At 58.4% G+C, this 23966-nt stretch carries 24 protein-coding genes and 5 pseudogenes; 21 read left to right on the top strand and 8 right to left on the bottom strand.

The features are described from left to right. Positions 1–18: 18 nt before the first annotated feature. Both AM571_RS24445 and AM571_RS37095 read right to left on the bottom strand, forming a co-directional pair. The gene (locus tag AM571_RS24445; protein WP_004674399.1) at positions 19–462 is read right to left on the bottom strand and encodes a pseudoazurin; all 444 of its coding nucleotides are present in this window, start codon (positions 460–462) and stop codon (positions 19–21) included. Between the two features lie 306 nt (positions 463–768). Further along, positions 769–1486, bottom strand: a pseudogene (locus AM571_RS37095) (cyclic nucleotide-binding domain-containing protein); the annotation flags it as partial. 241 nt (positions 1487–1727) lie between these two features. Here AM571_RS37095 and ccoN point away from each other — a divergent pair. From ccoN to AM571_RS24390, 10 genes are all read left to right on the top strand, one after another. Then, entirely contained in the window at positions 1728–3350 is a 1623-nt protein-coding gene (gene ccoN / locus AM571_RS24435; protein ID WP_004674403.1) for a cytochrome-c oxidase, cbb3-type subunit I, read from the top strand. A gap of 8 nt (positions 3351–3358) precedes the next feature. Continuing rightward, complete coding sequence (ccoO, locus tag AM571_RS24430; RefSeq protein ID WP_004674404.1) at positions 3359–4093, top strand: cytochrome-c oxidase, cbb3-type subunit II; 735 nt, start codon at positions 3359–3361, stop codon at positions 4091–4093. Between the two features lie 8 nt (positions 4094–4101). Continuing rightward, positions 4102–4254 carry a cbb3-type cytochrome c oxidase subunit 3 gene (locus AM571_RS24425; protein WP_004674411.1) on the top strand — a complete coding sequence of 51 codons (153 nt, stop codon included), beginning with the start codon at positions 4102–4104 and terminating at the stop codon, positions 4252–4254. A 1-nt stretch (position 4255) separates the two neighbouring features. Continuing rightward, positions 4256–5119, top strand: a complete 864-nt coding sequence (gene ccoP, locus AM571_RS24420; protein ID WP_004674413.1) for a cytochrome-c oxidase, cbb3-type subunit III — start codon at positions 4256–4258, stop codon at positions 5117–5119. An 11-nt stretch (positions 5120–5130) separates the two neighbouring features. Then, positions 5131–5316 carry a hypothetical protein gene (locus AM571_RS24415; protein ID WP_004674416.1) on the top strand — a complete coding sequence of 62 codons (186 nt, stop codon included), beginning with the start codon at positions 5131–5133 and terminating at the stop codon, positions 5314–5316. 167 nt (positions 5317–5483) lie between these two features. Further along, positions 5484–7058 carry a cytochrome c oxidase accessory protein CcoG gene (gene ccoG / locus AM571_RS24410; RefSeq protein WP_004674417.1) on the top strand — a complete coding sequence of 525 codons (1575 nt, stop codon included), beginning with the start codon at positions 5484–5486 and terminating at the stop codon, positions 7056–7058. Then, entirely contained in the window at positions 7055–7540 is a 486-nt protein-coding gene (locus tag AM571_RS24405) for a FixH family protein (protein WP_004674419.1), read from the top strand. Before ccoG ends, AM571_RS24405 begins: the two co-directional genes overlap by 4 nt. Next, positions 7537–9819 (top strand): cation-translocating P-type ATPase, encoded by a 2283-nt coding sequence (locus tag AM571_RS24400; protein ID WP_004674422.1) that lies wholly within the window; start codon positions 7537–7539, stop codon positions 9817–9819. Before AM571_RS24405 ends, AM571_RS24400 begins: the two co-directional genes overlap by 4 nt. Next, on the top strand, positions 9816–9974 hold the full coding sequence (ccoS, locus tag AM571_RS24395; protein WP_004674425.1) for a cbb3-type cytochrome oxidase assembly protein CcoS: 159 nt from the start codon (positions 9816–9818) through the stop codon (positions 9972–9974). The genes AM571_RS24400 and ccoS overlap by 4 nt, the downstream gene beginning before the upstream one ends. 31 nt (positions 9975–10005) lie before the next feature. Continuing rightward, complete coding sequence (locus AM571_RS24390; RefSeq protein ID WP_004674428.1) at positions 10006–10671, top strand: Crp/Fnr family transcriptional regulator; 666 nt, start codon at positions 10006–10008, stop codon at positions 10669–10671. 274 nt (positions 10672–10945) lie between these two features. On the opposite strand, the gene AM571_RS24385 is transcribed toward AM571_RS24390, so the two are convergent. Both AM571_RS24385 and AM571_RS24380 read right to left on the bottom strand, forming a co-directional pair. Continuing rightward, on the bottom strand, positions 10946–11149 hold the full coding sequence (locus AM571_RS24385) for a hypothetical protein (RefSeq protein WP_004674430.1): 204 nt from the start codon (positions 11147–11149) through the stop codon (positions 10946–10948). Positions 11150–11363: 214 nt separating this feature from the next. After that, on the bottom strand, positions 11364–11681 hold the full coding sequence (locus AM571_RS24380) for a hypothetical protein (RefSeq protein ID WP_018247218.1): 318 nt from the start codon (positions 11679–11681) through the stop codon (positions 11364–11366). 118 nt (positions 11682–11799) lie between these two features. Here AM571_RS24380 and AM571_RS35885 point away from each other — a divergent pair. Beyond that, a pseudogene (locus AM571_RS35885) lies at positions 11800–12744 on the top strand (IS630 family transposase). A gap of 140 nt (positions 12745–12884) precedes the next feature. Here AM571_RS35885 and AM571_RS24365 read toward each other — a convergent pair. Further along, positions 12885–13260, bottom strand: a pseudogene (locus AM571_RS24365) (nodulation protein NodZ); the annotation flags it as partial. 125 nt (positions 13261–13385) lie between these two features. Between AM571_RS24365 and AM571_RS24355 the strand changes: the two are divergent. Further along, positions 13386–14488 (top strand): IS3-like element ISRel21 family transposase gene (locus AM571_RS24355; RefSeq protein WP_085994809.1). Its coding sequence is split into 2 segments (ribosomal slippage): positions 13386–13647 and positions 13647–14488, totalling 1104 coding nucleotides; the frame shifts between segments, so codons are not numbered across the junction. 104 nt (positions 14489–14592) lie between these two features. Here the strand turns inward: AM571_RS24355 and AM571_RS38260 are convergent. Beyond that, positions 14593–14962, bottom strand: a pseudogene (locus AM571_RS38260) (nodulation protein NodZ); the annotation flags it as partial. A 401-nt stretch (positions 14963–15363) separates the two neighbouring features. Here AM571_RS38260 and nodB point away from each other — a divergent pair. The 9 genes and pseudogenes from nodB to AM571_RS35880 all read left to right on the top strand — a co-directional run bounded on the left by nodB (position 15364) and on the right by AM571_RS35880 (position 22200). After that, on the top strand, positions 15364–16023 hold the full coding sequence (gene nodB / locus AM571_RS24345) for a chitooligosaccharide deacetylase NodB (RefSeq protein ID WP_004679213.1): 660 nt from the start codon (positions 15364–15366) through the stop codon (positions 16021–16023). Continuing rightward, the gene (gene nodC / locus AM571_RS24340; RefSeq protein WP_004679211.1) at positions 16023–17354 is read left to right on the top strand and encodes a chitooligosaccharide synthase NodC; all 1332 of its coding nucleotides are present in this window, start codon (positions 16023–16025) and stop codon (positions 17352–17354) included. Before nodB ends, nodC begins: the two co-directional genes overlap by 1 nt. Before the next feature lie 15 nt (positions 17355–17369). Beyond that, positions 17370–17987, top strand: coding sequence for a nodulation methyltransferase NodS (gene nodS / locus AM571_RS24335; protein ID WP_010028264.1), 618 nt, complete (start codon positions 17370–17372; stop codon positions 17985–17987). A gap of 36 nt (positions 17988–18023) precedes the next feature. Next, positions 18024–18281 carry a carbamoyltransferase N-terminal domain-containing protein gene (locus tag AM571_RS24330; protein ID WP_004679207.1) on the top strand — a complete coding sequence of 86 codons (258 nt, stop codon included), beginning with the start codon at positions 18024–18026 and terminating at the stop codon, positions 18279–18281. A 66-nt stretch (positions 18282–18347) separates the two neighbouring features. After that, positions 18348–18640 (top strand): annotated as a pseudogene (locus AM571_RS36580) (carbamoyltransferase C-terminal domain-containing protein); the annotation flags it as partial. A 99-nt stretch (positions 18641–18739) separates the two neighbouring features. Then, positions 18740–19654: a nodulation factor ABC transporter ATP-binding protein NodI gene (gene nodI, locus AM571_RS24320; RefSeq protein WP_018247215.1), complete on the top strand. Its 915-nt coding sequence runs from the start codon at positions 18740–18742 to the stop codon at positions 19652–19654. Between the two features lie 3 nt (positions 19655–19657). Further along, complete coding sequence (locus tag AM571_RS24315; RefSeq protein WP_004679202.1) at positions 19658–20446, top strand: ABC transporter permease; 789 nt, start codon at positions 19658–19660, stop codon at positions 20444–20446. 206 nt (positions 20447–20652) lie between these two features. Beyond that, on the top strand, positions 20653–21069 hold the full coding sequence (locus AM571_RS24310; RefSeq protein WP_004679201.1) for a cupin domain-containing protein: 417 nt from the start codon (positions 20653–20655) through the stop codon (positions 21067–21069). A gap of 185 nt (positions 21070–21254) precedes the next feature. Continuing rightward, a protein-coding gene (locus tag AM571_RS35880; RefSeq protein ID WP_165918605.1) for an IS630 family transposase occupies positions 21255–22200 on the top strand; the annotation gives its coding sequence in 2 pieces (ribosomal slippage) (positions 21255–21593 and positions 21595–22200; 945 coding nt in all). 268 nt (positions 22201–22468) lie between these two features. Here AM571_RS35880 and nodD1 read toward each other — a convergent pair. Both nodD1 and nolE read right to left on the bottom strand, forming a co-directional pair. Then, the gene (gene nodD1 / locus AM571_RS24295) at positions 22469–23413 is read right to left on the bottom strand and encodes a transcriptional regulator NodD1 (RefSeq protein WP_018247214.1); all 945 of its coding nucleotides are present in this window, start codon (positions 23411–23413) and stop codon (positions 22469–22471) included. Positions 23414–23579: 166 nt separating this feature from the next. Next, positions 23580–23912, bottom strand: a complete 333-nt coding sequence (gene nolE, locus AM571_RS24290) for a nodulation protein NolE (protein ID WP_018247213.1) — start codon at positions 23910–23912, stop codon at positions 23580–23582. Positions 23913–23966 lie beyond the last annotated feature (54 nt).

The raw sequence follows: 23966 nt of genomic DNA, 5'->3' as shown, positions 1-23966 counted from the left end.
ATCCGCACCTGCTGTGTCTCACTGGGTGATGTTTGTGAGGTCGGCATCGAGCCGCTTGCGCACCATGTTCGGCACCTTTGCAGTCTTGATCGCTTCGAGATTGGGCGGACTGTCACCCACCTGGATCAGGGCAACCATGCCCATGCCGGAATGTGGGGTGCATTTCAGGACATAGACGCCTGGAACATCGAATTTCGCGCGATATAGCTCATTCGGCTTTGACTTGAAGTCGGCAACGCCATCCGGAATGAGGCCTTTGAAGGTTTCGACGTTGTGGCCCTTGTCGGTGGGGATGAAGGTGACGGTGTCGCCGGGGGCGATCTTCAGGAAGCCAGGCTCGAACACCATCGCGCCTTCCGTGCCTTTGTTGAGCATCCGAACCTGGTGGTCGGCCGCCATCAACGGCGCTGCCGAAACAATCAAGGCTGCCGCTGCAGCGATCAGACCGAATTTTAACCGCATTTGCAAGCTCCTTTTCTGCGAGACCCAATCAGCCTCATGAATGTGTCTTAGCAGATGCCGGAATTGGGCTCTTTGACGCCCGTCAAATTCGGGGAAAAAAGGCAGAAGGTCCCAATTTTTGCCTGCTTGCCCAGCGCCCTTGCGAGGGACATGGCAGCCTGCAAGCGATGTAGGAATCACCGAAGGACAAGCACGCTCGGCGAACGTCGGCGCTGCTGAACAGCTTAGGATTGCCGTGACTGAGCTCATATCGCGTCGAGAAGTTCGCGGAGGGCATGAATGTCGATCCCGCGGCTTGTCGCGTGTGTTGAGGTTTACCCTCTGACAGAAATCCTCGGAAAAATCATCAGTGTCGCCCGATAACCGTACCAGCGGGCAAGATTGACGTTCCGCAGGTCGTGCCTGCCCTCGGGAATAACGATGTTGCGCGACGCAAGTTTCGTAACGGTGTGGGCCAGGGTCTCAATGGTCAGGCCGAGATGATCCGCAATGTCTTGACGATTCATGGAAACGCGCAACGGACCTTGGCGGACGCGGGTTGCGCCGGAATGCAAGCTTCACGATGAAGCTGCAGGGGCGCTCCTCGGCGTTCTTCTTCGGCAACAGCACCATCTGTTCATGCGAAGCGGCCGCCTCCTGCCAGAGCAACGAGAGCTAGGTCGAGCGAGCGCATTAGACCGAGCGACTTCCCCGTGGAAACTCATGTGCGATATCCGGCGGATCTTGCATTTCGTGACGGCCTCAGCCGTAAATAGGAAATCGTTTTGCAGCGACGCGCCGTTGAGATCGCCGGCGAATTGAAGAGCGATTATCACCCGACGATCTTTCGCCGATGATACGAAGCAGGCGCACGACACCTTCTTCCACCTGGACAAGATGGTTGCTTATCACCCTCCCACCAAATCGCCTTACCGGCTGCGACGGCCTCGGCCGCCGAGCCTACGAACAGCGAAGAGAGGGATTGGCCGGCATGTATGGCTTCGCGCCCCTTCGCGCCATTGTCGAACGCGTGGTTGTTCTGCACAGCATCTTCATCGCCCCTTGTGGCAGTGGGTGCGGTAGAAAGCAGCTGCGTCACACGGGAGTAAGCGGGCGGTGCCAAAGGGGGAAGTTTGCAACAGAGTGTAACAACGTCGGTTCGTCCACCGCTTCCAGTCCGCTTGTTGATGTAGATCAAGGAGCCGTTCCCGTCTTCGTGACAGTCCTGCCTCGAAATCCGAGAAAGCCGGCCGCGAGGCGGTCGTCTGCGCACTGGAGACGACATCATGAATTACACGACAGAAACGATGGTGATCGCGGTCGCAGCGTTTCTGGCGCTGCTCGCGGCCGCATTCGCGCACGATCATCTGTTTGCAGTCCATATGGGTATACTTTGCCTCTGCCTGGTTGCGGGAACGCTGCTGCTTGTCAGAAACGCAGAGTTTTCGCCGACGGGCCAACAGCGCAAAACAGAGCTTACGGGCTATTGCGACGAGGTAATCCGCTACGGCCTGATCGCTACGGTGTTCTGGGGCGTCGTCGGCTTCCTCGTCGGCGTGATCATCGCGCTGCAGCTCGCCTTTCCCGACCTCAACATCGCGCCCTATTGGAATTTCGGAAGATTGCGGCCGGTTCACACATCGGCGGTGATCTTCGCCTTCGGCGGCAACGCGCTGATCATGACATCCTTCTATGTGGTGCAACGCACCTGTCGCGCGCGTCTCTTCGGAGGAACACTCGCCTGGTTCGTCTTCTGGGGCTACCAGCTGTTCATCGTGATGGCTGCGACCGGCTACGTGATCGGCATCAATCAGTCGCGCGAATATGCCGAGCCCGAATGGTACGTCGACCTGTGGCTTACCATCGTCTGGGTCGCCTATCTGGCCGTCTATCTCGGAACGATCCTGAAGCGCAAAGAGCCGCATATCTACGTGGCAAACTGGTTCTATCTCAGCTTCATAGTCACCATTGCGATGCTGCATGTGGTCAACAACCTCGCTGTTCCGGCGTCGTTCCTCGGCTCCAAGAGCTATTCTCTCTTCTCCGGCGTCCAGGATGCACTCACCCAATGGTGGTACGGCCACAACGCCGTCGGCTTCTTCCTCACCGCCGGCTTCCTGGGGATGATGTACTATTTTGTGCCGAAGCAGGCCAACCGGCCGGTTTATTCCTACCGGCTGTCGATCATCCACTTCTGGGCCCTGATCTTCATGTATATCTGGGCCGGCCCGCATCATCTGCATTACACGGCGCTGCCTGACTGGGCGCAGACGCTCGGAATGGTCTTCTCCGTCATGCTCTGGATGCCCTCCTGGGGCGGCATGATCAACGGTTTGATGACCCTTTCGGGCGCCTGGGACAAAATTCGCACCGACCCGATCATCCGGATGATGATCGTCGCCATCGCATTTTATGGGATGTCGACCTTCGAAGGCCCGATGATGTCGATAAAGGCTGTCAATTCGCTCAGCCACTATACCGAATGGACGATCGGTCACGTGCATTCCGGAGCACTTGGCTGGGTGGGTATGATCACCTTCGGGGCGATATACTACCTGACGCCGAAACTGTGGGGGCGCGAGCGCCTCTACAGCCTGCGGATGGTCAACTGGCACTTCTGGCTCGCGACGCTCGGGATCGTGATCTACGCCGCGGTGCTCTGGGTCGCGGGCATCCAGCAGGGGCTGATGTGGCGAGAATACAATTCCCAGGGCTTCCTCGTCTATTCCTTCGCTGAAACGGTCGCGGCGATGATCCCCTATTACGTGCTGCGTGCCGTCGGCGGAGCACTCTACCTAGCGGGTGGCCTCGTCATGGCCTGGAACGTGTTCATGACGATCCGCGGCCACCTGCGCGACGAAGCGCCAATCCCGACCAGTTTGGTGCCCCAGGCACAGCCTGCCGAGTGAGGTGAGACATGGCATCGTTACTTGATAAACATAAGACCCTCGAGAAGAACGCGACGCTTCTTCTGGTCGGCTCGCTGCTGGTCGTCAGCATTGGCGGCATCGTTGAAATCGCACCGCTGTTCTACCTGCAGAACACGATCGAAAAAGTGGAAGGCATGCGGCCCTACACGCCGCTAGAGCTCGCCGGACGGAACATCTACATCCGTGAAGGCTGCTATCTCTGCCACAGCCAGATGATCCGGCCGTTCCGTGATGAGGTCGAACGTTACGGCCATTATTCGCTCGCCGCGGAATCGATGTACGACCACCCGTTCCAATGGGGATCCAAGCGGACAGGGCCCGATCTGGCCCGCGTCGGGGGGCGTTACTCGAACGAATGGCACGTCCAGCATCTCGCAAATCCGCGGGCCGTGGTGCCGGAATCAATCATGCCGAGCTACGCCTTCCTCGAAGAGAAGGAGGTGACGGTCAGGAGTATCGGAGAGGACCTCAAGGCCAATGAGGACGTGGGCGTGCCTTACAGCGACGACATGCTGGCGAATGCCGAGGCCGACATGAGAGCCCAGGCCGATCCGAACGCGGACACGGCGGCTCTACTCAAGCGCTACCCAAATGCGAATGTCGGCGATCTCGACGGCGATCCAACCCGGCTGACCGAGATGGACGCGCTGGTGTCCTACCTGCAGATGCTCGGAACGCTGGTTAATTTCTCGACCTATGACGACGCGACCGGCTACCGGTGAGGTGATCCATGGAAACTTACACTGCAATGAGACACTTCTCCGACAGCTGGGGCCTCCTGGCAATGGCCGCATTCTTCGTCGGCGCGGTCATGCTCACCCTTCGCCCAGGTAGCAAGCAGACGGCCAAAGATGCCGCCGATATTCCCTTGAAGGACGATTGAGATGTCGCAAAAGCATATCGATGAACTGAGCGGCGTCGAAACGACGGGTCATGAATGGGACGGCATCCAAGAGCTCAACAATCCCATGCCGCGCTGGTGGATCTGGACCTTCTACGTGACGATCCTCTGGGCGATCGGCTACGCCATCGCTTACCCGGCCATCCCGATGATCACTTCCGCCACTAACGGCTATCTCGGTTATTCAACGCGCGCCGAGCTGCAGCAGGACCTCAATCTCGCTAAGTCATCGCAGACGGAGTTCCATGACCTGATCGCTGCCAAGACAGTGGAGGAGATCGACGCGGATCCTGCTCTTCGTAAATTCGCGATCGCTGGCGGCGCATCCGCTTTCAAGGTGAACTGCGCGCCCTGCCATGGATCGGGAGCGAGCGGCGGTCCGGGGTTTCCGAATCTCAACGACGACGACTGGCTGTGGGGCGGGGATCTGAATGCCATCCAGGCCACGATCTCTCATGGCATCCGCTTCGACGGCGATACGGATAGCCATTCCTCCGAAATGCCGCCCTTTGCCGGTGTTCTGGAGCCCATCCAGATGAAGCAGGTCGCCGCCTTTGTCTGGGGGCTGACCAATACGCCCTCGGATGTCGGTCTGGCGGCGGCCGGAAAACAGGTTTTCTTCGACAATTGCGCCCCATGTCACGGCGAGGACGCCAAAGGAAAGGTGGAAATGGGTGCGCCGGATCTCGCCGACGCAATCTGGCTGAAGTCGCGGGGTGAAGACGCCATCCTTCGTCAGGTTGCCTCTCCCAAACATGGCGTAATGCCTGCCTGGGCAGCGCGCCTGGGGGACACAACGGTAAACGAGCTTACTATTTTCGTTCATGCGCTCGGCGGCGGCACGTAAGGAGAAAAGACATGACAGCCCACGACCGCAATCCGATCCTCCCTCTCTACGGCGCGCCGCGTGCTGTTATCCGATCGCGTGTCTCAGCCCGCGCCCAACAGATGCCTGCGTCTTCGGAGCAGGACGACCCGGCAAAAATCGGCAATTCGATGGTGAGTTTGATCTGCCTCAAAGACCACAAGCAGACGAGCCGATAGTTTCAGCTCCTGTGGAGGACGTCCCAGCGGTTTCTCCGCCGCTGTCCTCCGGCCACGCCCTTACTCTGGGGCGTGGCCTTTTCGCTTCTGCACGGTCGTTCTTGATCTGCATCAAGGAACGGATCCGCCACGGCTGGGAAAAGAGTGGTGAAAATCGGACAGGTCCTATGAATCTCTATACCCGCCCTAATCTAAATGACATTGACCACGTTCGCGTCGAACCCGTCAACGCCCGGCGCAACCGCCAGTCTCTCTATGCGCCGCGCAAGAAGATCTTTCCGAAACGAGCCGAAGGGCCCTTTCGCCGGTTCAAATGGGTCTTGATGCTGCTCACGCTTGGCACATATTACCTCGCGCCGTGGATTCGCTGGGACCGCGGTCCCTATGCGCCCAATCAGGCAATCCTCGTCGACCTCGCCTCGCGGCGCTTCTTCTTTTTCTTCATCGAGATCTGGCCGCAGGAATTCTACTATGTGGCGGGCCTGCTCGTCATGGCGGGCTTCGGCCTCTTTCTCCTCACCGCCGCTGTCGGCCGCGCCTGGTGTGGCTATGCCTGTCCGCAGACCGTCTGGGTCGATCTCTTTATCGTCGTCGAACGCGCCGTCGAAGGCGACCGAAACGCTCGGATGAAGCTCGATGCCGACCCCTTCACTTTCGACAAGCTCAGGAAGCGGGTGATCAAGCACGCGATCTGGTTGCTGATCGCCGTCGCCACGGGCGGAGCATGGATCTTCTATTTTGCCGACGCGCCGAGCCTGGCGGCTTCACTGTTTGACGGCAGCGCTCCTGCCGCTGCGTATGCCACGATCGCCACCCTGACCGCGACGACCTATGTGCTTGGCGGCCTCATGCGCGAACAGACATGCACCTATATGTGTCCGTGGCCGCGCATTCAGGGCGCGATGCTGGATGAGAATTCGCTTGTTGTCACCTACAACGACTGGCGGGGCGAGCAGCGGTCGCGCCATGGCAAGAAGGCTCAGGGTCTGCCGGTGGGCGATTGCGTGGACTGCAATGCCTGCGTCGCCGTCTGCCCGATGGGGATCGACATCCGCGACGGCCAGCAGATGGAATGCATCACATGCGCCCTCTGCATCGACGCCTGTGGCGGCGTCATGGACAAGCTCGGGAAGCCACACGGCCTGATCGCCTATGCGACGCTCAAGGAATATTCGAGCAACATGTCGCTTGCTACTGACGGAGGACGGACAGCCATCCAGCCCTCCAATGTCCGAAACGACGACGGAAGCTTCATGCCAGCTGTCCGGAATTTCGACTGGCGCATCATCTTCCGCCGAAGAATTGTCTTCTACGGTGTCGTCTGGGCATCGATCGGCGTCGCCATGGTCGTCCATCTCGCCTTACGCGATCGGCTCAGGCTCAACGTTATCCACGACCGGAACCCTCAATATGTTCTGGAAAGCGACGGCTCCATCCGAAACGGCTACACGCTGCATGTCCTCAACATGGTGCCGAAGCCGCGGGACGTGACCATCACCCTCGTCGGGCTGGAGGGGGGCACAATGCGCATTCCCGAGTTCGGCAGGCAGGATGCCCGCAGCTTCACCGCTCACGTCGAACCCGACGCGGCCACGACGCTCAAGGTCTTCGTCACGCGCGCCCCAGACGGGGCAGAGATCAACGAATTCCTCTTCGTCATCGAAGATATAGGTCAAGACGCAGGTCAAGCCGACCGGGCGAGCTATCGCGCCGCGTTCAACGCGCCGGGAGACGTGAAATGAAGACTTCTACTCAGGGCTTTACCGGCTTGCACGTGCTGCTTGCCACCTCGGCATTCTTCGCCGTAGTGATCGCCGTAAACGCCACCATGGCCTTCTATGCTGCGTCCAGCTGGAGTGGCATCGTCGTGGAAAACACCTATGTGGCCAGCCAGGAATTCAACACCAGGGCGGCAGCGATGAAGGCAATGGCCGCCTCCGGCGTCGAGGGCGCGCTCGTCGTTAAGGGCATCCAAATCCGTTACGACATCCACGACAAGGCCGGCACGCCTGCGATCATCGATGATGTCACGCTGAACTTCAAACGGCCCGTCGGCGATCATGAGGATTTCCGCGTGACGCTCCGGAAGACGGGCGAAGGGCGGTTCGAAGCCGATCACCAGGTTGTCGCCGGCGACTGGATCGTCGAGGCCATATCGAGAATGAACGGGGCGGTCGTCATGCATGAGGCCAAACGCTTCGACACCGCGGAGTTCCGCCAATGACCTGCTGCTCGATGGATGCGGAAAGCGTTCTCGGCCTCAGCGCGACATCCGCCAGCGCCGAGGAGGTATGCCTTGCAAGCCACCCGCTCGGGGCAGGGTTACGCCAGATCGACCTCAGCGTACCCGACGTCCACTGTGGCGGCTGCATATTGACCCTCGAAAAAGCGCTGTCGGCGCTTGCGTTCGTCAGGAAAGCCCGGGTCAATCTCACCGCCCGGCGTGTCACCTGCGTCTATCAGGAAGAGATCGAGGCGAAGGCGACCGATCCCTCCGAAATCCTCGCCGCGATCACCTTGGCCGGATACCGCGCCCATCTCATCACGTCGACAGCACCCGAAACCGACAGGATCCGGAACCAGCTACTGCTGGCGATTGGAGTTTCCGGCTTTGCGGCCGCCAACATCATGATGCTCTCGGTGTCGGTATGGTCGGGCGCCGATGCGGCCACGCGCGACATGTTTCACTGGATCTCGGCGATGATCGCGGCGCCGGCGCTGATTTATGGTGGACGCTTCTTCTTCAAATCGGCCTGGAGCGGGCTCAAGCGTAGGCGCACCAACATGGATGTTCCGATCTCGCTTGCAGTGACGCTGTCCTATGCGGTCTCCCTATGGGAAACCATGCACCATGGCGAACATGCCTGGTTCGACGCGTCGGTGTCTCTGCTGTTCTTCCTGCTGATCGGCAGAACCCTCGATCATGTAATGCGGGAAAAAGCCCGCGCCGCGATCAACGGGCTTGCCAGACTGGCGCCGCGCGGGGCGCAGCTGATGATGCCGGACGGGTCGCGGCACTACATCCCGGTCGAAGAGATCGCCGTCGGGGATAACATCGCGATTGCCGCCGGCCGACGCATTCCCGTCGATGGCATGATCGTCAGCGGCGAGAGCGATGTTGACCTCTCCATCGTCACCGGTGAAAGCAGCACGGTCGCCGTCGCCGCAGGCAGCGCGCTGAATTCGGGTGCGATGAACCTGACCGGTTCGCTCGTCCTGCGGGCGACCAAAGTGGCAAGGGATTCGCTTCTTTCCGAGATCATCGGCCTGATGGAAGCGGCCGAGGGCGGCAGGGCTCGTTATCGCCGGGTCGCCGATCGCGCCGCAGCACTTTATTCTCCCGCCGTGCACCTGTTGGCGCTGGCTTCCTTTCTCGCCTGGGGCTTGCTTGGGGGCGATTGGAAACAGGCCATGCTGGTCGCGGTCGCGGTGCTGATCATCACATGCCCCTGCGCATTGGGCCTTGCTGTACCGGTGGTCCAGGTGGTCGCCGCCGGCGAACTTTTCCGCAGGGGCATCGTGGTGAAGGACGGTTCGGCGCTCGAAAGACTGGCCGACGCGGACATGGTGGCCTTCGACAAGACCGGCACCCTGACGATGGGCCGGCCCCGCCTCGTCCGAAGCGACGCGATCGCGGGCAATAGCGCCATCGTTTGCGCAATGGCGGCGCATTCACGGCATCCGCTTTCCCAGGGTCTGGTGCGGGACATAGACATCTCTTACCCCTTCGCCTTCGACAGGGTCACGGAAATCGCCGGCGGGGGGCTGGAAGCCTGGAAAGGAGCGGACTTCTATCGGCTCGGCAACCGGGCCTTTGCCTGCGGAACCGGGCTCACGCCCGCGGGCGATACTCCGTTTTCGGAGGTGGTCCTGTCGAAAAACGGCGTCGATCTCGCCCGTTTCCTGTTTGACGACACGCTTCGTCCGGGCGCCGCCGAGGCTTTCCGCCAGCTCGCTGCAGCCGGTATCGAAACGCTGATAGTATCCGGCGACAGGCAGGCCGTCGTCGACAACACAGCGCGGGCTCTCGGTATCGGCAAAGCTCTGGGCGACCTGGCGCCGAAACAGAAGGTCGAGGAACTCCAGAGGCTGGGCGCCGAGGGCTATCGTGTGCTCATGGTCGGCGACGGGATCAACGACGCACCGGCGCTGGCCGCCGCGCAGGTCTCGATGGCGCCCGCAACCGCATCCGACGTCGGCAGGCAAGCTGCCGACCTTATCTTCTTCAACGATCGTCTCGATGCCGTTCCTGAGGCAATCGCCGTTGCGCGAAGATCCGCCAGCCTCATTCGACAGAACTTTGCTCTCGCCATCGGTTACAACGTGCTTGCGGTACCGATCGCAATCGCCGGCCTGGCAACGCCGCTGATAGCGGCGGTGGCCATGTCGACTTCGTCGATCATCGTCGTGACGAATGCGCTGCGATTAAATGCCTTCGGCAGGCGCCCCGGCCTACGGAGCGAGCCGCTTGCCGGCGGACGTGCGGAAGTTGAAACCACATGAACATGCTGATCTATCTGATGCCGATCGCACTGCTGATGGGGGGAATGGGTCTCCTGGCGTTCCTCTGGTCGCTGACGAGCCGCCAGTACGACGACCTTGAAGGAGCAGCTTGGCGAATCCTCGTCGAGGACGAAACCGATTGCAAAAGACCTTGAACCGCTCACGGCCGAAACGAAAGGAAGATCGATGCTATCGAGACATCCCATACTTTTGCGATCTGACCTGTTTCACGGCCTGGACAAAGCAAGGATAGAAGAACTGGCCGACACGGCTCAGTTCCAGATCTTCGCACCGGACGAGCGGATTATCGCCGAGGGCCAGCAGGCGTCGTTCGTCTATTGCGTGATGCGCGGCTTCGTGCGACTTTCGAAGTCGGAATCCGCGGGGCGCCAGGCAGATATCTGCATCTGCGAACCGGGCGAGACGTTCGGCGAATATCTCCTGTCGGGAGGCGGCTCCTACACCTACAGCGCATGGTCCGCCGACGGCGCAGAGGTCGCGTTGTTCGACCTTGTGGAGTTGCGGGCGCTTGCCGACCGGGACCCCGTCATGCGTCGCAACGTGATGCGCATCATGGCCCGGCATCTGCTCGGTGCCATGGATTGCATAGCGGGAGACCGGCTGCACACGGCTGCACAGCGTGTTGCGAATTACCTCGTCAGCCGCTGCCCGGCCTCAGCATCGCAGGCCACCTTTCGCCTGCCTTACCGGAAGAGAATTCTGGCCGGCAAACTGGGGGTTGCGCCCGAAGCCCTTTCGCGGGCTTTCGCTGCCCTCGGTCCTGCAGGGGTCGAAGTCAGAGGCAGGGTCGTCGTGGTCGACAGCGTCGACCTGCTGCGGAAGGCGTGCTGACCTCGGGGTAGGGCGATAACCGCGCCGGAATTCGACCGCCGTCAATGTGGCGATCGCTTGCTCCGTTATGGCCAGGCGCAAAATGTACCAGGACGTCATGCTCATCGGGATTGTTCTTGTCATCTCGACTGTTTTCATCGCTTGCTTCAGGCCTTGTCCGCATCAACGGTGGCGCTGACGACACATGCGGATACCGTCGGACTGGCGGGCTTAATAGGGAAGTGCAGACGAACGGGCGCAACGAGCACCAACATGCGACGGAGAGCGTCCGGCGTTATTCTTCGAGGAGCAGGGCCGTCGCGAGATAACCCATGCTGATGGTGCTTGCGAAGAGGTAGATGAACAGGCCCTGCGCGAGATAACTCTCAACCGTGCCTGCCGCGGCAAATCCATTTTGCCAAACGAAGAAGCCCACGGCGGATCCAATTGCGAACCCCGTCGCCAAACGCGTGAGCATGAACCTGATCATGCGAGGCATGGCACCACCTCAGACTTACTCATTACAAATGGCCGGGCAACGGGAATGGTGGCTGGCCAATTGAGTTTTGTCAACGACTGGCGCAAGCCGTCATGCAAGCAGCGGCGGGAGCCGGAGACTACAACAGTGCATCTTCTGTCTTTCGCAGCCGGCGTTATCACGCCTGCGAATGCGTCGAGGCTGAGGGAGTTGCGAGTTGCAAGGACGATGCGCGCTAAGGACCTAGCGCGGCGGCGGCTTCTGTGGTCGAGCGGTTTGCCAGACGTGTCGGGATGCGGGAATAAAGAACGGCTCCGGCCACGCCCACGACCGCATAGAGCACGAACATCAGCTTGATGGCAATCTGTCGACCAAGCCCGACGAACGCCCTCGCATCAGGCAGGGCGTCGGCTAAGGCGCCGACGAGGCTGTGGCGCGCGAACGTCCTCGTCCCATCGGAATCGCCGACGTGCGAGCTTGCTATGCCAATGATGCGGGTCGAGCGCGCGGTGCCGTTTCCACTCACCGAAGGCGCCCAATAGCTACCCTTCACAACAATGATCCAGCAAGCCTTTGGACGCGCTAGAGCAAGTCCTGCGATCGATGAATCGATTGTGATGTGACGGCGTCCATCGATGCTGATTCAAACATCCACAGAGAAGAGGTGGATGATGGGACAAGCACTGAGCGATGATCTTCGAATACGGGTTTTGAAAGCGTCTGCGGCCGGCATGTCGGCTCGACAGGCTGCGGCTCGTTTCGGAGTTGGGATTTCGACGGCGATCCGCTGGATTGCAAGAGCGAAAGAGGGTGAGTTAACTGCTCGGCCACAGGGCTGGAGACGACCTTCGGCAGTGGATGCACACGAGGAATTCGTTGTCGCGTTGATCAACGAGCGTAGGGATGTGACGCTCGATGAGATGGTTGAGCGCTTGTCCGTCGAGCGGCAGGTGAAGATCAGCCGCAGCGCACTTGGCGCTTGGCTTCGAGGCCGCGGATGGACCTTTGAAAAAAGACCGCCCACGCACTGGAGCAGGACCGGCCGGATGTCCTAAAGCGCCGGCGTGTCTGGTTCGACGGCCAACTGGATCTCGATCCAGAAAAGCTGATCTTCATCGACGAAACCGGCCTTTCGACCAAGATGGCACGGCTACGCGGACGTGCACTTCGAGGTGAGCGTTGCCGAGCTGGCGTGCCACATGGCCATTGGAAAACAACGACCTTTACCGGAGCGTTGCGCCTCACTGGGATGACCGCGCCGTTTGTCTACGATGGCGCCATGAACGGTAATTGTCTTCCTGGCTTACGTCGAACAGGTATTGGGGCCTACCCTGGAGATCGGCGACGTGGTGGTCATGGACAACCTACCGGCTCACAAGACAGCGGGTGTACGCGACGCCATCGAACGTGTCGGCGCCACGCTCATGTTCCTGCCCCCTTACAGCCCAGACTTCAATCCGATCGAGAACGCCTTCTCCAAACTGAAGGCGATGCTGCGAGGTCGGGCAGAGCGAAAGATTGACGCCCTCTGGGATGCAGTTGGCGCCCTGATACCCCGCTTCACCCCCGCAGAATGCGCCAATTGCTTCAAGGCTGCTGGATATGATCCGGATTGAACAGGATTTGCTCTAGACGCTAGGAGAGGATGCGCCCCCGCCTTGTCTCGTCGCGTGCTGCGCCCACATCGCGATCCAGTGAACACCTCTCCTCAATCCTGCGAGGGCGCCGAGAATTTGTTCAGCGGAGTGCCGGTTCATCAAGCCGGCTCATGCTCGGACGATTCATCAGTCAAGATCAAGCGAGTCGGATCTTTCAAGTCAAACTCAATAACACGTGGCACGAAGAGACGGGCATAGCGCGTGAAGGCGCTGGCCGGCGGAAAGCGAATTACCGTATCGCATCGGGCGAGAAGGTACATCTCTGTAAGAGCAGAGATACCGCCGTCCACTCCGAGCGATGCACTGTGTAATGGCCGGCCTGGGCCGCCTGAAAGCATTTCGGGATAGTGATTGATCGGGAAATACACCGAGTAAATGGTCCCGTACCTGCGCGCTGTCCGTACACAAGAAAACCATCACAGGGCGTCGATGCGGTATCGCTTTGGCCTTTTCGATGGCAGTGCACACTGACCTGCCACTGAGAATTTCCTCCAGAATGGATTAGAGTCCGGCCCATTGATCTGAACCCTTCAAACTGGACCAATTTTGGTTAGAGTTTTCCGGTGCATTTTCCTGGCTGGGAAAGGGACCAGAAGACGATGAAAGCGTCGCAGTTTTCGGACGCTCAGAAGGCGTTCATTCTGAAGCAAGGTGATGAAGGCGTGTCGGTTGCTGAAATCTGCAGGAAGGCGGGGATCAGCCAGGCGACTTATTTCAACTGGAAGAAAAAATACGCGGGCATGCTGCCACCGGAGATGAAGAGGCTGAAACAGCTCGAGGACGAGAATTCGCGCCTGAAGAAGATCGTCGCGGATCTGACGCTGGACCGCGAGATGTTGCAGGATGTCATCCGCCGAAAGCTCTAAGGCCTGCTCGGAAGCGGGAGATGGTGAAAGGCATGTGCTGCGATTGGGCGATCTCGATCCGACGTGCTTGTGGAGCGTTGAACTTCGATCGATCAACTCACCACTATACCTCTCGCCGTGCTGATCAGGCCGGTCTGGAACGTCGTATTCGCGAGATCTGCGAGATCCGTGTGCGGTACGGCTATCGCCGCGTGCATGTGCTGTTGGAACGCGAGGGTTGGGGCACCAACATCAAGCGAACCTACCGCATTTACAGGGACTTGGGGCTACAGTTGCGGAACAAGACACCGAAGCGGGGGGTAAAAGCCAAGCTTCGCGAGGATCGGCACATGGCCGTCGGACCCAACGACGTCTGGGCGATGGACTTCGTTCACGACCAACTCGCAACGGGTAAGAAACTGCGCGTGCTGACGGTGGTCGACACCTTCTCGCGCTACGTGCCGGTGCTTGATCCACGTCATAGCTATAGAGGCGAAGACGTTGTGCAAACCCTTGAACGGGTGTGCCAAAAAGCCGGCTATCCGAAAACGATCCGTGTCGACCAAGGGACCGAGTTCGTGTCGCGCGACTTGGACCTGTGGGCCTATTCCAAGGGTGTGACGTTGGACTTCTCACGCCCCGGCAAGCCGACTGATAATGCTTTCATCGAAGCGTTCAATGGCCGCTTCCGTGCAGAATGCCTGAACCAGCATTGGTTCCTGACCCTTGCGGATGCCCGCGAAAAGATGGAGGATTGGCGTAGATACTACAATGAGGAAAGACCTCATGGTGCGATCGGCAACAAGGTGCCGATCTCGTTGGTGAATTCGGGAGGCGCAACCAGCCCGCCTCCCTGAATGAAGCCGGAAAACTCTAGCATCCGGTGGTCCAACGTTTGGGAGCGTTTCAAAGACCGCCGAGGCTCTAATCGCCGCCGGATGAAAATTCAGTGGCAGGTCATCTGAAATATCTGGCGTTCGGCAGCTTGGTCGCACCGCCACATTAACAGGCATCACAAACTACCGTGTTAGCATCAGTATCGTCCTGGGCTTAAAGAAGCTCGGTTCACGTTCCCGGAAAATTTGTTCATCGGGGCGGTAAACACTCTCGATTGAGGGCTTGTTCCACCATGATGGGAAGAACGGTCCCGGAAATGAGAACTGGTGATCTGGTCATCGCAAATAACCCGTACGCCAGCAATATCTTGAATCGGCTCATAAGTTCTTCCAGGGAACGACGACGCAAGTCCCCCGCCAGTCACGACAACAGGCTCGGTCCGTTAGCAGGAACCGTGGAGCTCGAATTTTATCTATGCTGTGAATGGGTATCATCCAAACAATCGATTTTACGAATTGAATGGCGTGATCCATTAGACGAGCATCTTGACGGAAATCAAGTCGTCGATGGCGCGCCCAGTGGTGTAGAGGGGTCAAATGTGTGGCTTTGGAATGTAATGCTTGCATAAGCGGTCGATCAGCCCATTGCATCACCTTGCAATCGTCGACAGCTCGGGGGTTCACCACCAATCGCACTCGGTACAGTCCGCAACGAGCCGCGGTATTGACAGATTCAGACGAGGCGGCCTGGTGACCGCTATTTTGGGGAAACGGCGTACGCTACACGCTGCCACGCGCGCGTTTCGACCTGCGTCCACGCGCGGCGTCATCATCCTACCCTTTGGTGGCCGGTCTCCGAATGCCACCAGGATAATTTACCGGAAAGGACGAGAGCAATGACGCACCTCGATTGCTCGTGCGAAGTGCACGGTGAGCGCGATGACGGCACTGGTAGTCACAGCGTTTATTTGACGTTCGACGACGGTCCGCATCCATTTTGTACACCGGAGATTCTCGATATTCTGGCTGAACACCGGGTGCCGGCAACATTCTTCGTCATCGGCGAGTTCCTGGCCGATCAATCTAAATTGATCCAGCGAATGATTGCAGAGGGACATGAAGTCGCCAACCACACAATGACGCATCCAGACCTGTCTGACTGCGAACCCGACGAGGTGCAACGTCAGATACTCGAGACAAACAGAGCCATAAAAATGGCGTCGCCTCAGGCGGTGGTGCGGCACATCCGGGCTCCTTACGGCATCTGGACCGAAGAAGTGCTCAAGGTTTCGGCGAATGCGGAACTCACTGCCGTGCACTGGTCGGTAGATCCGCGAGACTGGTCTCTTCCCGGGGCCGACGGCATTGTCAATGATGTGCTGCAGTCTGTCCGGCCGGGGTCAATCGTGCTCTTGCACGACGGTTGTCCCTCCAGTGAAATGCAACAAGGAACTGACCGCAGTCTGCGCCACCAGACTATCATGGCGTTATCTAGCATAATTCCAGCTTTGCATGATCGCGGCTTTGTATTCCGCTCGCTTCCTCGGGAGTTCTGATGGATATGCTTGACACAACCAGCACTGTCGCCGTCTCGCTTTATGCACTTCTCTCGACTGCTTATAAAAGCGTGCAGGCCGTTTATTCTCTGCCGACCGATGTTTCATTGGCGTCCCAGAGCTTGGCCGGCTTTGAGGAGCTGCCCAGCGTAGATGTCATCGTGCCAAGCTTCAACGAGGATCCCCGCACGCTTTCGGAGTGCCTGGCTTCTATTGCGGGTCAGGAATACGGGGGAAGGCTGCAGGTTTACCTAGTTGATGACGGTTCCGAAAATCGCGAGGCTTTGCGACCTGTGCACGAGGCCTTCGCACGAGACCCCAGATTCAATATTCTCCTGCTTCCCCAGAATGTTGGTAAACGGAAGGCACAGATCGCCGCGATACGCCGCTCTGCTGGAGATATGGTGTTAAACGTCGACTCCGACACGATCCTCGCATCTGACGTCATCAGGAAGCTCGTGCCTAAAATGCAAGATCCGGCTGTCGGCGCGGCCATGGGACAGTTGACGGCCCGCAACCGAAACGATAGTTGGCTGACCCGTTTGATCGATATGGAGTACTGGCTGGCTTGCAACGAGGAGCGTGCGGCACAAGCTCGCTTCGGAGCCGTTATGTGCTGCTGCGGTCCATGTGCTATCTACCGTCGCTCTGCGCTCGCTTCGCTGCTTGACCAGTACGAATCACAGTATTTTCGGGGAAAGCCAAGCGATTTCGGTGAGGATCGGCATCTCACCATTCTTATGCTGAAGGCAGGCTTTCGAACGGAGTACGTGCCGAGCGCCATCGCAGCGACAGTCGTTCCGAACAAGCTAGGACCGTATCTGCGCCAACAACTACGCTGGGCGCGGAGCACGTACCGGGACACGTTGCTTGGGCTGCGCCTGCTGCCCAACCTCCATCGCTTCCTTACGCTCGACGTTGTCGGACAGAACCTCGGACCGCTGCTTCTGGCACTATCAGTGCTGACGGGGCTCGCACAGCTTGCATTGACGGGCACCGTGCCTTGGTTGGCATCCCTGATGATCGTGGCCATGACGATGATCCACTGCAGCGTTGTCGCGCTCCGGGCCCGCCAACGACGGTTCCTCGGGTTCTCTCTGCATGCATTCATCAATATTTTTCTGCTACTGCCCTTGAAAGCCTACGCGCTGTGCACGCTGAGCAATAGCGACTGGCTGTCGCGCAGCTCTGCTGGCAACTCGAATCAACATCCGGCGACTGATGCGCGCACTACAGAATGTTCTGGACATGCGACAGCGCCTCGAAGGCTCAACCCCGCCCGCGATTCTGCCAGGCGAACGACGTCTGACTGCATGTGCAGCGACGAGTAAGATCTATTTACCGAGGTGAACGAGTTGACACAGAGCGACAATTATCAATTGCTGAATCGGGAACTGGCTGCACCCGATCCATGGGGACTCGACGCCAATCCATTCGAGCGTGAGCGTCACACGCAAATGCTCCGCTTGGCGCTTGCCCAGGGATCCATCTCAAATGCGCTCGAAGTGGGATGCGCTGCCGGCGCATTTACGGTGCAGCTAGCCCCCCACTGCAAACGGCTCACCGTGATCGATGTTGTGCCTCACGCTATAGAAAGATCGCGTCGACGCATGAGGGATTCTCCGCACATCAGCTGGATAGTCTCTGATGTTCAACAGTTTTCACCTGACGAGAGGTTTGATTTGATCGTTGTGGCGGAAGTGCTCTACTACGTTGGAGGAATAGCCGAGATGAGAGGGGCTGTTCGGAATTTAGTGCGGATGCTTGCGCCAGGTGGATATCTGGTTTTCGGATCGGCGCGCGACGCCAATTGTCGTCGCTGGGGCCACGTTGCTGGTGCTGAGACGGTCCTCGGCATGCTGAACGAAACTTTGCTCGAGCTAGAGCGGCTTGAGTGTCGGGGTGGGTCGGTCAACGAAGATTGCTTACTCGCCTGTTTCCGGAATCCGATTTCTGCCTCTTAACGGCCCCAACCCTCGACGTTCAGACATGGAGACACTATGCGCGTCTGTGGTACAAAATTGACCCGTGACGGAGCGGACGCGCTTGTCGAGGATGGGTGGCTCGCCTCCTGCGTCGAGCAGGAGAAGCGGGGCAACGACCCGCGATATGAAACTCTAGACAATCTCGACGTGATTGGCGCCGCATTGGCGCAACACGGTCCGGATCAACGCGTTATTGATCAAATCATCGATGGAAGGGGTGCAATGCTGACAGTTCTCTCGAATCCGTCGAGGGCCCCGGTCTCGTTCCAATGACAGGGCATTTCCCTGCAAGAACTATTATCGTGATAGGTGCCGCGCGGCCACCGCAGCCCGTGGCTCCGCCTCGTGGCGCCGATCTGCCTGGAGGAGCGTGCGCCTTATATAGTCATCCCTCGAACTCCGGATTGTGAAATGTTGTTTAAGCATCAGACGCGGATGAGATGCCAGGACAGAATTCCGGCTGTTGTCCATCTCGATGAATCTGCACGATTGCAGACCATCCCAGGCACTCTCTCCGTGAAGTCGCCGAGCTACTCTTCGAATGTAACAAGCTCAGGGACATTCGGCTGCTCTGCAACACGAGTGCCAATTACCACGGACGAGGCGTTTTCCCGGATGCTGCTGCGGCCCTTTAATGGAGACGCAATGAACACATACGGTGCGATGGACCAAGAAGAACACAACCAACCGAAGAAATGCCAGTCAACGGCGCCCGACGGTCAGATGAGCGCATGTTCATGTCCGCAATAGATTTTTCCGACGTAAGCAAGACATATGGCGACAAGGCCGTGGTCAACGCGCTATCGTTCCGCGTTTCTCCGGGGCAATGCTTCGGGCTGCTTGGACCGAACGGCGCGGGCAAGAGCACGATCGCACGCATGATCCTTGGCATGACAGCCCCTGATGCGGGGAAGATTACTGTGCTCGGCGTGCCGGTGCCTGCCCAGGCTCGCTTGGCGCGAAAGGGTATCGGCGTGGTGCCGCAATTCGACAACCTTGAGCCTGAATTCACTGTGCGCGAGAATCTGCTGGTCTACGGCCGCTACTTCGGCATGAATACACGCAAAGTCGAGGCGGTCATGCCGTCGCTCCTTGAGTTTGCACGCCTAGAGAGCAAGGTGAATGCGCGTGTGTCTGAACTTTCAGGCGGCATGAAGCGGCGCCTGACGCTAGCGCGTGCGTTGATCAATGACCCGCAGCTACTTGTCATGGACGAGCCGACCACCGGTCTCGACCCGCACGCGCGCCACCTGATCTGGGAGCGCCTGCGTTCCCTGCTTACGCGCGGCAAAACGATCATCTTGACCACCCATTTCATGGAAGAGGCCGAACGGCTATGCGATCGACTCTGCGTACTCGAAAGAGGTCGCAGCATTGCCGAAGGGCGTCCGCATGACCTGATCGATGAACTGATCGGGTGCGAAGTCATTGAGATCTACGGCGGCGATCCGCATGAATTGGAATCGCTGGTCGGGCCATATGCCGATCGCGTCGAAATTAGCGGCGAGACCCTTTTTTGCTATGTGTCCGACCCGGAGCAGGTGCGTGTGCGGTTGCGGGAGCGCGCGGGCTTGCGCATTCTGCAGCGTCCGCCGAATCTTGAGGATGTGTTTTTGCGGTTGACCGGGCGCGAGATGGAGAAGTGAACGATGGGTGAAGGTTGTGCCGCGGCTCTGCCCGCCAACGCTTTTAACTGGATTGCGATATGGCGACGCAACTATCTGGCATGGAAGAAAGTAGCACTTGCGTCAATTGTTGGAAGTCTGGCCGATCCTATGATCTACCTTTTTGGCCTCGGCCTTGGCCTCGGAATTATTGTGGGTCGCGTTGACGGCACAACTTACGTTGCGTTCTTGGCGGGCGGCATGGTGGCGACAAGTGCGATGACCTCTGCGACGTTCGAGACGATTTACGCGGCCTTTACGCGAATGCACGCCCAACGCACCTGGGAAGCCATGCTCTACACACAAATGACACTTGGGGACATCATCCTGGGTGAGTTGGCATGGGCAGCGAGCAAGGCATTTCTTGCCGGTACGGGAATCATAATCGTCGCCACCGTGCTAGGCTATACGACGTGGCCATCAGTCGTCTATGTGCTGCCAGTTATCATGCTCACTGGATTTGCATTCGCGAGCCTTGCGATGGTAGTCACGGCGCTTGCGCCCAGTTACGAGTATTTCATTTTTTACCAGACGCTCGTCCTGACACCAATGCTGTTCTTGTGCGGCGCGGTGTTTCCAATCGCGCAACTGCCCCAGGCCTTTCAGCAGGTAGCGCAGTTCTTGCCTCTAGCGCATGCGATCGACCTCATACGCCCGGCAATGCTTGGGCGCCCCGCGGGCAGCATGGGCATGCATATAGGCGCGCTTTGCATCTACGCGATTTTGCCGTTCTTCCTGTCGGCAGCGCTGTTGCGTCGGCGCCTGATGTCTTGACGCTACTCGCCACCACGCCATGAGGGGTATTGCGATGCAGTATCTTGAAAAGACCCGCAGAGCTCTGAAGATAATCATCATAGTCCGGGAACAAATGAACCCGTGTCGGCGCCGGTGAGACGATGCAGGTTTGTCGCTCTGCAACTGGCCGAACTCGGAAGCAAACACCCTTCAGGAAGATCCGGCGTGTATCAGGAGAAAAGCAAATGAAGGTCATCTCAATCGCTACGGCGCTCTTTGCTCTGGCGTGTCCCGCGAACGCGTTCGAAAACAATGCGGTCGCGGCTACGCCTATCTTAAGGACCGATCGTACGATTGCCGGTCAGCCCATCATCGTTCCACGGAAGGATGTCGAGGTCATCGCTTCGATTTATGAGATTGCGCCCGGTGCGACGTTGCCAATTCATCAGCATCGCTATCAGCGCTATGGCTATGTGCTTTCCGGGGAGATCACGGTCACCAATACAGAATCTGGGAAAGAAAGCATTTTCACGGCAGGGAATTTTATCGTCGAGTCCTGGGGGATATGGCATAAAGGGGCGAACAACGGCACCGAGCCGGTAAAGCTGCTCGTGATCGATCAGGTGGAAAAGGGCAGTGAGAATGTTCTGCCGCAAAAATAAAGACGTTGAGGTATCACCGGAGGGCAATCTGGCGCCACGGCTCGGATGTGGTGAACCCGTCCCATATTAGGGGTTGGTTTGCCGCTCCTTGCTAGAGTCTGTCAGCGCTAATCGGAATCGTGCGGAGATTCCCTTGCCTTCAATTTTGTGATTCAAGGTCATTGCTGGTGTGGAGGCCGGCAATGATGGTGCGACCTCTTTCTCTGGATTTGCGAACGCGCATTGCGACAGCGTTGAGTGATGGCATTACGGTTCGCGCCGCAGCGGAGCGGTTTGGCATATCGGCTGCGACAGCGGTGCGGATCGGACAACTCGATCGTTCAGGTAAAGGCCTGGTGCCGGCGAAGATCGGCGGCTATGTCAAACCGACACTGAGGGGTGCGGCCGCCGATGCAGTGCGTCAGCGGCTACAAGTCAAGTCCGACTGGACGGTGCGCGCACTGTCGGCGGACCTGAAGGCTGCGGGGATCAACGTGTCTCACGACACCGTCTGGCGCTTTCTGCGCAGCGAAGGCAAGACCTTCAAAAAAAACGATGGTGGCAAGCGAGCAAGACCGCCCGAAGGTGGCCCGGTTCCGGATGCGATGGAAGACCCATCAGCACCGGCCTGATCCGGACCGTCTCGTCTTCATCGACGAGACTTGGGTCAAGACCAACATGACGCGCACCTGCGGCTGGTGTCAGCGGGGAGAGCCCCTCATTGCAAAAGTCCCTCATGGTCATTGGAAGACACTGACCTTCCTGGCCGGCTTACGCCGCGATAGCATCGTTGCCCCCTTCGTCCTCGATGGTCCCATCAATGGCATCGCTTTTACCGCATGGGTTCGCCAATGTCTGGTCCCGACACTCAAATCCGGTGACATCGTCATCCTCGACAATCTGGGAAGCCACAAGGGAAAGCCGGCCCGCGATGCGATCCGAGATGTCGGTGCACATCTCTTTTTCCTGCCGCCCTACAGCCCCGACCTCAATCCCATCGAGATGATGTTCGCAAAGCTCAAGACACTCGTCAGAAAGGCAGACGAACGAACCGTTGAAACTACATGGAGACGCATTGGAGAACTCTTGAAGGCGTTCAGTCCCCAGGAGTGCTCCAACTACCTCAGACATGCAGGGTATGGTTCAGAATAACCCTGACAGACTCTAATGTCGATTGGAGCTGCGTGAACCTTCGACTTGCGTCGTCGACAAACTGTCGAGGAGGTTGTTTCATTGGTCGTTGAACGGCGGGCGTAGGAGAGCATCTGTCCAGTTCCTCCATACTTGGTCGTCAGTCAGCGCGGCTGTTGGGCCAGCGGGACAGGATCGATCATCCGTGAGACTGTAGCGGCGACGTCTCAAAGAGGCTCCTCATTCCGACGCCATGAATCACGCCGAACGACAAAACCACGAAAGAATGCTAGGAAATCCTGAGACGTCTCATTACCTCATGGGGCGAGGGCATGCGGGATGCTTCCTGACATAGCACGTCCCGCATCCAGAGGCTTGCCTGACCACTATTGTGAAGCGCGGGCCATTGGAGGGCCTGTGTGAACGCGGGCAGCGGTAGCGGAAGGTCGGCGATCCGCAGGGGTATTGTCTTTTCGAGCTGCTTGACCAGGCGTAAGGGCATTGTCGCTATGCGCTCGGTCCCTGAAAGCATGAACGGAACCATGCTGAAGCCCTGCACGACTACTTCGACATGTCTCTTAAGCCCATGCCCAAGCAAACACCATTCCTCGAAGGAAGCCGTCCTAGCGTTCCCAAACTTCACCACAACGTGTCCCATCGACATATACCTCTCGAGTGTAAGTTGCTCCGAGAGTAGCTTGTTCGAGTGGCAGCCCACGCACACGAGGGTCTCCTCGAATAACGCCACCTTAGGATGTGCGCGCGACATGAGCAATTCCGGAAAGATGAGAAAATCGGCGTCACCGCGCCGCAAGTACTCATCGTAGTTATCGGCGATCGGCAGCAACTCGAAGCTGACGGCGGGCGCTTCTCGGGCGACACGCGTCACGACCTTTTCAAAAAAAACGAGTGCGGCGTAATCGGAAAGAATAACTCTGAAGCAGCGATCCGATTGAGCAGGGCAAAACGGATCCCAAGATATGATCGAGACCTGGATGTGAAGCAGAGCCTCGCGGACCGAAGGCGCGAGCCGCTCCGCACGCGGGGTTGGAACGAGTTCGCGACCGACCATGGTAAAAAGGTCGTCATTGAAATAGGTGCGTAACCTGCCGACGGCCGCGCTCATGGCCGGTTGGCTCAAGTTGATGCTGCGCGCTGCCGCCGTGAGATTACGCTCGGTCATCAGGGCGTCGAGTGCGACGAGGAGATTCAGATCAAGGCCCTTGAACCGCATGTCTTCATCCGTAGCGAGGTGGCGAGATAAAAGGTGAAAAGGCTTGGTGTCGCAATGCGGCGCCACGAGAGATCAGCAAGCAAAGGGTCGCCTAAAATTGAGAAAGTATCGATGTTCCAGCCGCCGTGGCTTTGATGGTCTTACTGCTACCTTCAACCGACACGATTCAGTGGTGCCTGATCATTCTGGCGAGTAGCAGTGTTTTCCGCGGATAAAAGTTTCGGTCTGCGACGTCGATCACTTCGGCGCCTTCAATACGTACTTCGGGGGGTAAGACGCACTCGTAGCACTCACCTTCTTCGGCAGGAGTATCTTGGCAATTGAAGTCTTGAGTGTGCTCCGCTGAATGGGCTTTGTCAGCACCATTCAGGTTTGCGCGGGGGTCACTTGTCGCCGGGCCGCAATCTTGGTTACGATCATCTGCTGCAAGTGACGGCCCGGCCCGCAATGCCAATGCGAGCAACGCTGCAACGATGACGTAGTAACCAGTAACCTTCATGAGACGTTTCCTTTCTTCGGCTAAGGCCAGGCGATACCAGGTAGGATTGATGCC

This window comes from Rhizobium etli 8C-3, from assembly GCF_001908375.1.
GTDB classification, from domain to species: Bacteria; Pseudomonadota; Alphaproteobacteria; order Rhizobiales; family Rhizobiaceae; genus Rhizobium; species Rhizobium etli_B.
This window is presented reverse-complemented; position numbering and strand designations above follow the sequence as displayed.

What these genes read in the sequence shown, in the direction of transcription:
- AM571_RS24400 (WP_004674422.1), top strand. Translation starts at nt 7,537, where the DNA reads ATGACCTGCTGCTCGATGGATGCGGAAAGCGTTCTCGGCCTCAGCGCG.
- AM571_RS24390 (WP_004674428.1), top strand. Translation starts at nt 10,006, where the DNA reads ATGCTATCGAGACATCCCATACTTTTGCGATCTGACCTGTTTCACGGC.
- ccoN (WP_004674403.1), top strand. Translation starts at nt 1,728, where the DNA reads ATGAATTACACGACAGAAACGATGGTGATCGCGGTCGCAGCGTTTCTG.
- AM571_RS24425 (WP_004674411.1), top strand. Translation starts at nt 4,102, where the DNA reads ATGGAAACTTACACTGCAATGAGACACTTCTCCGACAGCTGGGGCCTC.
- ccoP (WP_004674413.1), top strand. Translation starts at nt 4,256, where the DNA reads ATGTCGCAAAAGCATATCGATGAACTGAGCGGCGTCGAAACGACGGGT.
- AM571_RS24330 (WP_004679207.1), top strand. Translation starts at nt 18,024, where the DNA reads ATGCGCGTCTGTGGTACAAAATTGACCCGTGACGGAGCGGACGCGCTT.
- AM571_RS24445 (WP_004674399.1), bottom strand. Translation starts at nt 462, where the DNA reads ATGCGGTTAAAATTCGGTCTGATCGCTGCAGCGGCAGCCTTGATTGTT.
- AM571_RS24405 (WP_004674419.1), top strand. Translation starts at nt 7,055, where the DNA reads ATGAAGACTTCTACTCAGGGCTTTACCGGCTTGCACGTGCTGCTTGCC.
- nodB (WP_004679213.1), top strand. Translation starts at nt 15,364, where the DNA reads ATGACGCACCTCGATTGCTCGTGCGAAGTGCACGGTGAGCGCGATGAC.
- nodC (WP_004679211.1), top strand. Translation starts at nt 16,023, where the DNA reads ATGGATATGCTTGACACAACCAGCACTGTCGCCGTCTCGCTTTATGCA.
- ccoS (WP_004674425.1), top strand. Translation starts at nt 9,816, where the DNA reads ATGAACATGCTGATCTATCTGATGCCGATCGCACTGCTGATGGGGGGA.
- AM571_RS24310 (WP_004679201.1), top strand. Translation starts at nt 20,653, where the DNA reads ATGAAGGTCATCTCAATCGCTACGGCGCTCTTTGCTCTGGCGTGTCCC.
- nodD1 (WP_018247214.1), bottom strand. Translation starts at nt 23,413, where the DNA reads ATGCGGTTCAAGGGCCTTGATCTGAATCTCCTCGTCGCACTCGACGCC.
- AM571_RS24385 (WP_004674430.1), bottom strand. Translation starts at nt 11,149, where the DNA reads ATGCCTCGCATGATCAGGTTCATGCTCACGCGTTTGGCGACGGGGTTC.
- ccoG (WP_004674417.1), top strand. Translation starts at nt 5,484, where the DNA reads ATGAATCTCTATACCCGCCCTAATCTAAATGACATTGACCACGTTCGC.
- AM571_RS24415 (WP_004674416.1), top strand. Translation starts at nt 5,131, where the DNA reads ATGACAGCCCACGACCGCAATCCGATCCTCCCTCTCTACGGCGCGCCG.
- ccoO (WP_004674404.1), top strand. Translation starts at nt 3,359, where the DNA reads ATGGCATCGTTACTTGATAAACATAAGACCCTCGAGAAGAACGCGACG.
- nolE (WP_018247213.1), bottom strand. Translation starts at nt 23,912, where the DNA reads ATGAAGGTTACTGGTTACTACGTCATCGTTGCAGCGTTGCTCGCATTG.
- AM571_RS24315 (WP_004679202.1), top strand. Translation starts at nt 19,658, where the DNA reads ATGGGTGAAGGTTGTGCCGCGGCTCTGCCCGCCAACGCTTTTAACTGG.
- nodI (WP_018247215.1), top strand. Translation starts at nt 18,740, where the DNA reads ATGTTCATGTCCGCAATAGATTTTTCCGACGTAAGCAAGACATATGGC.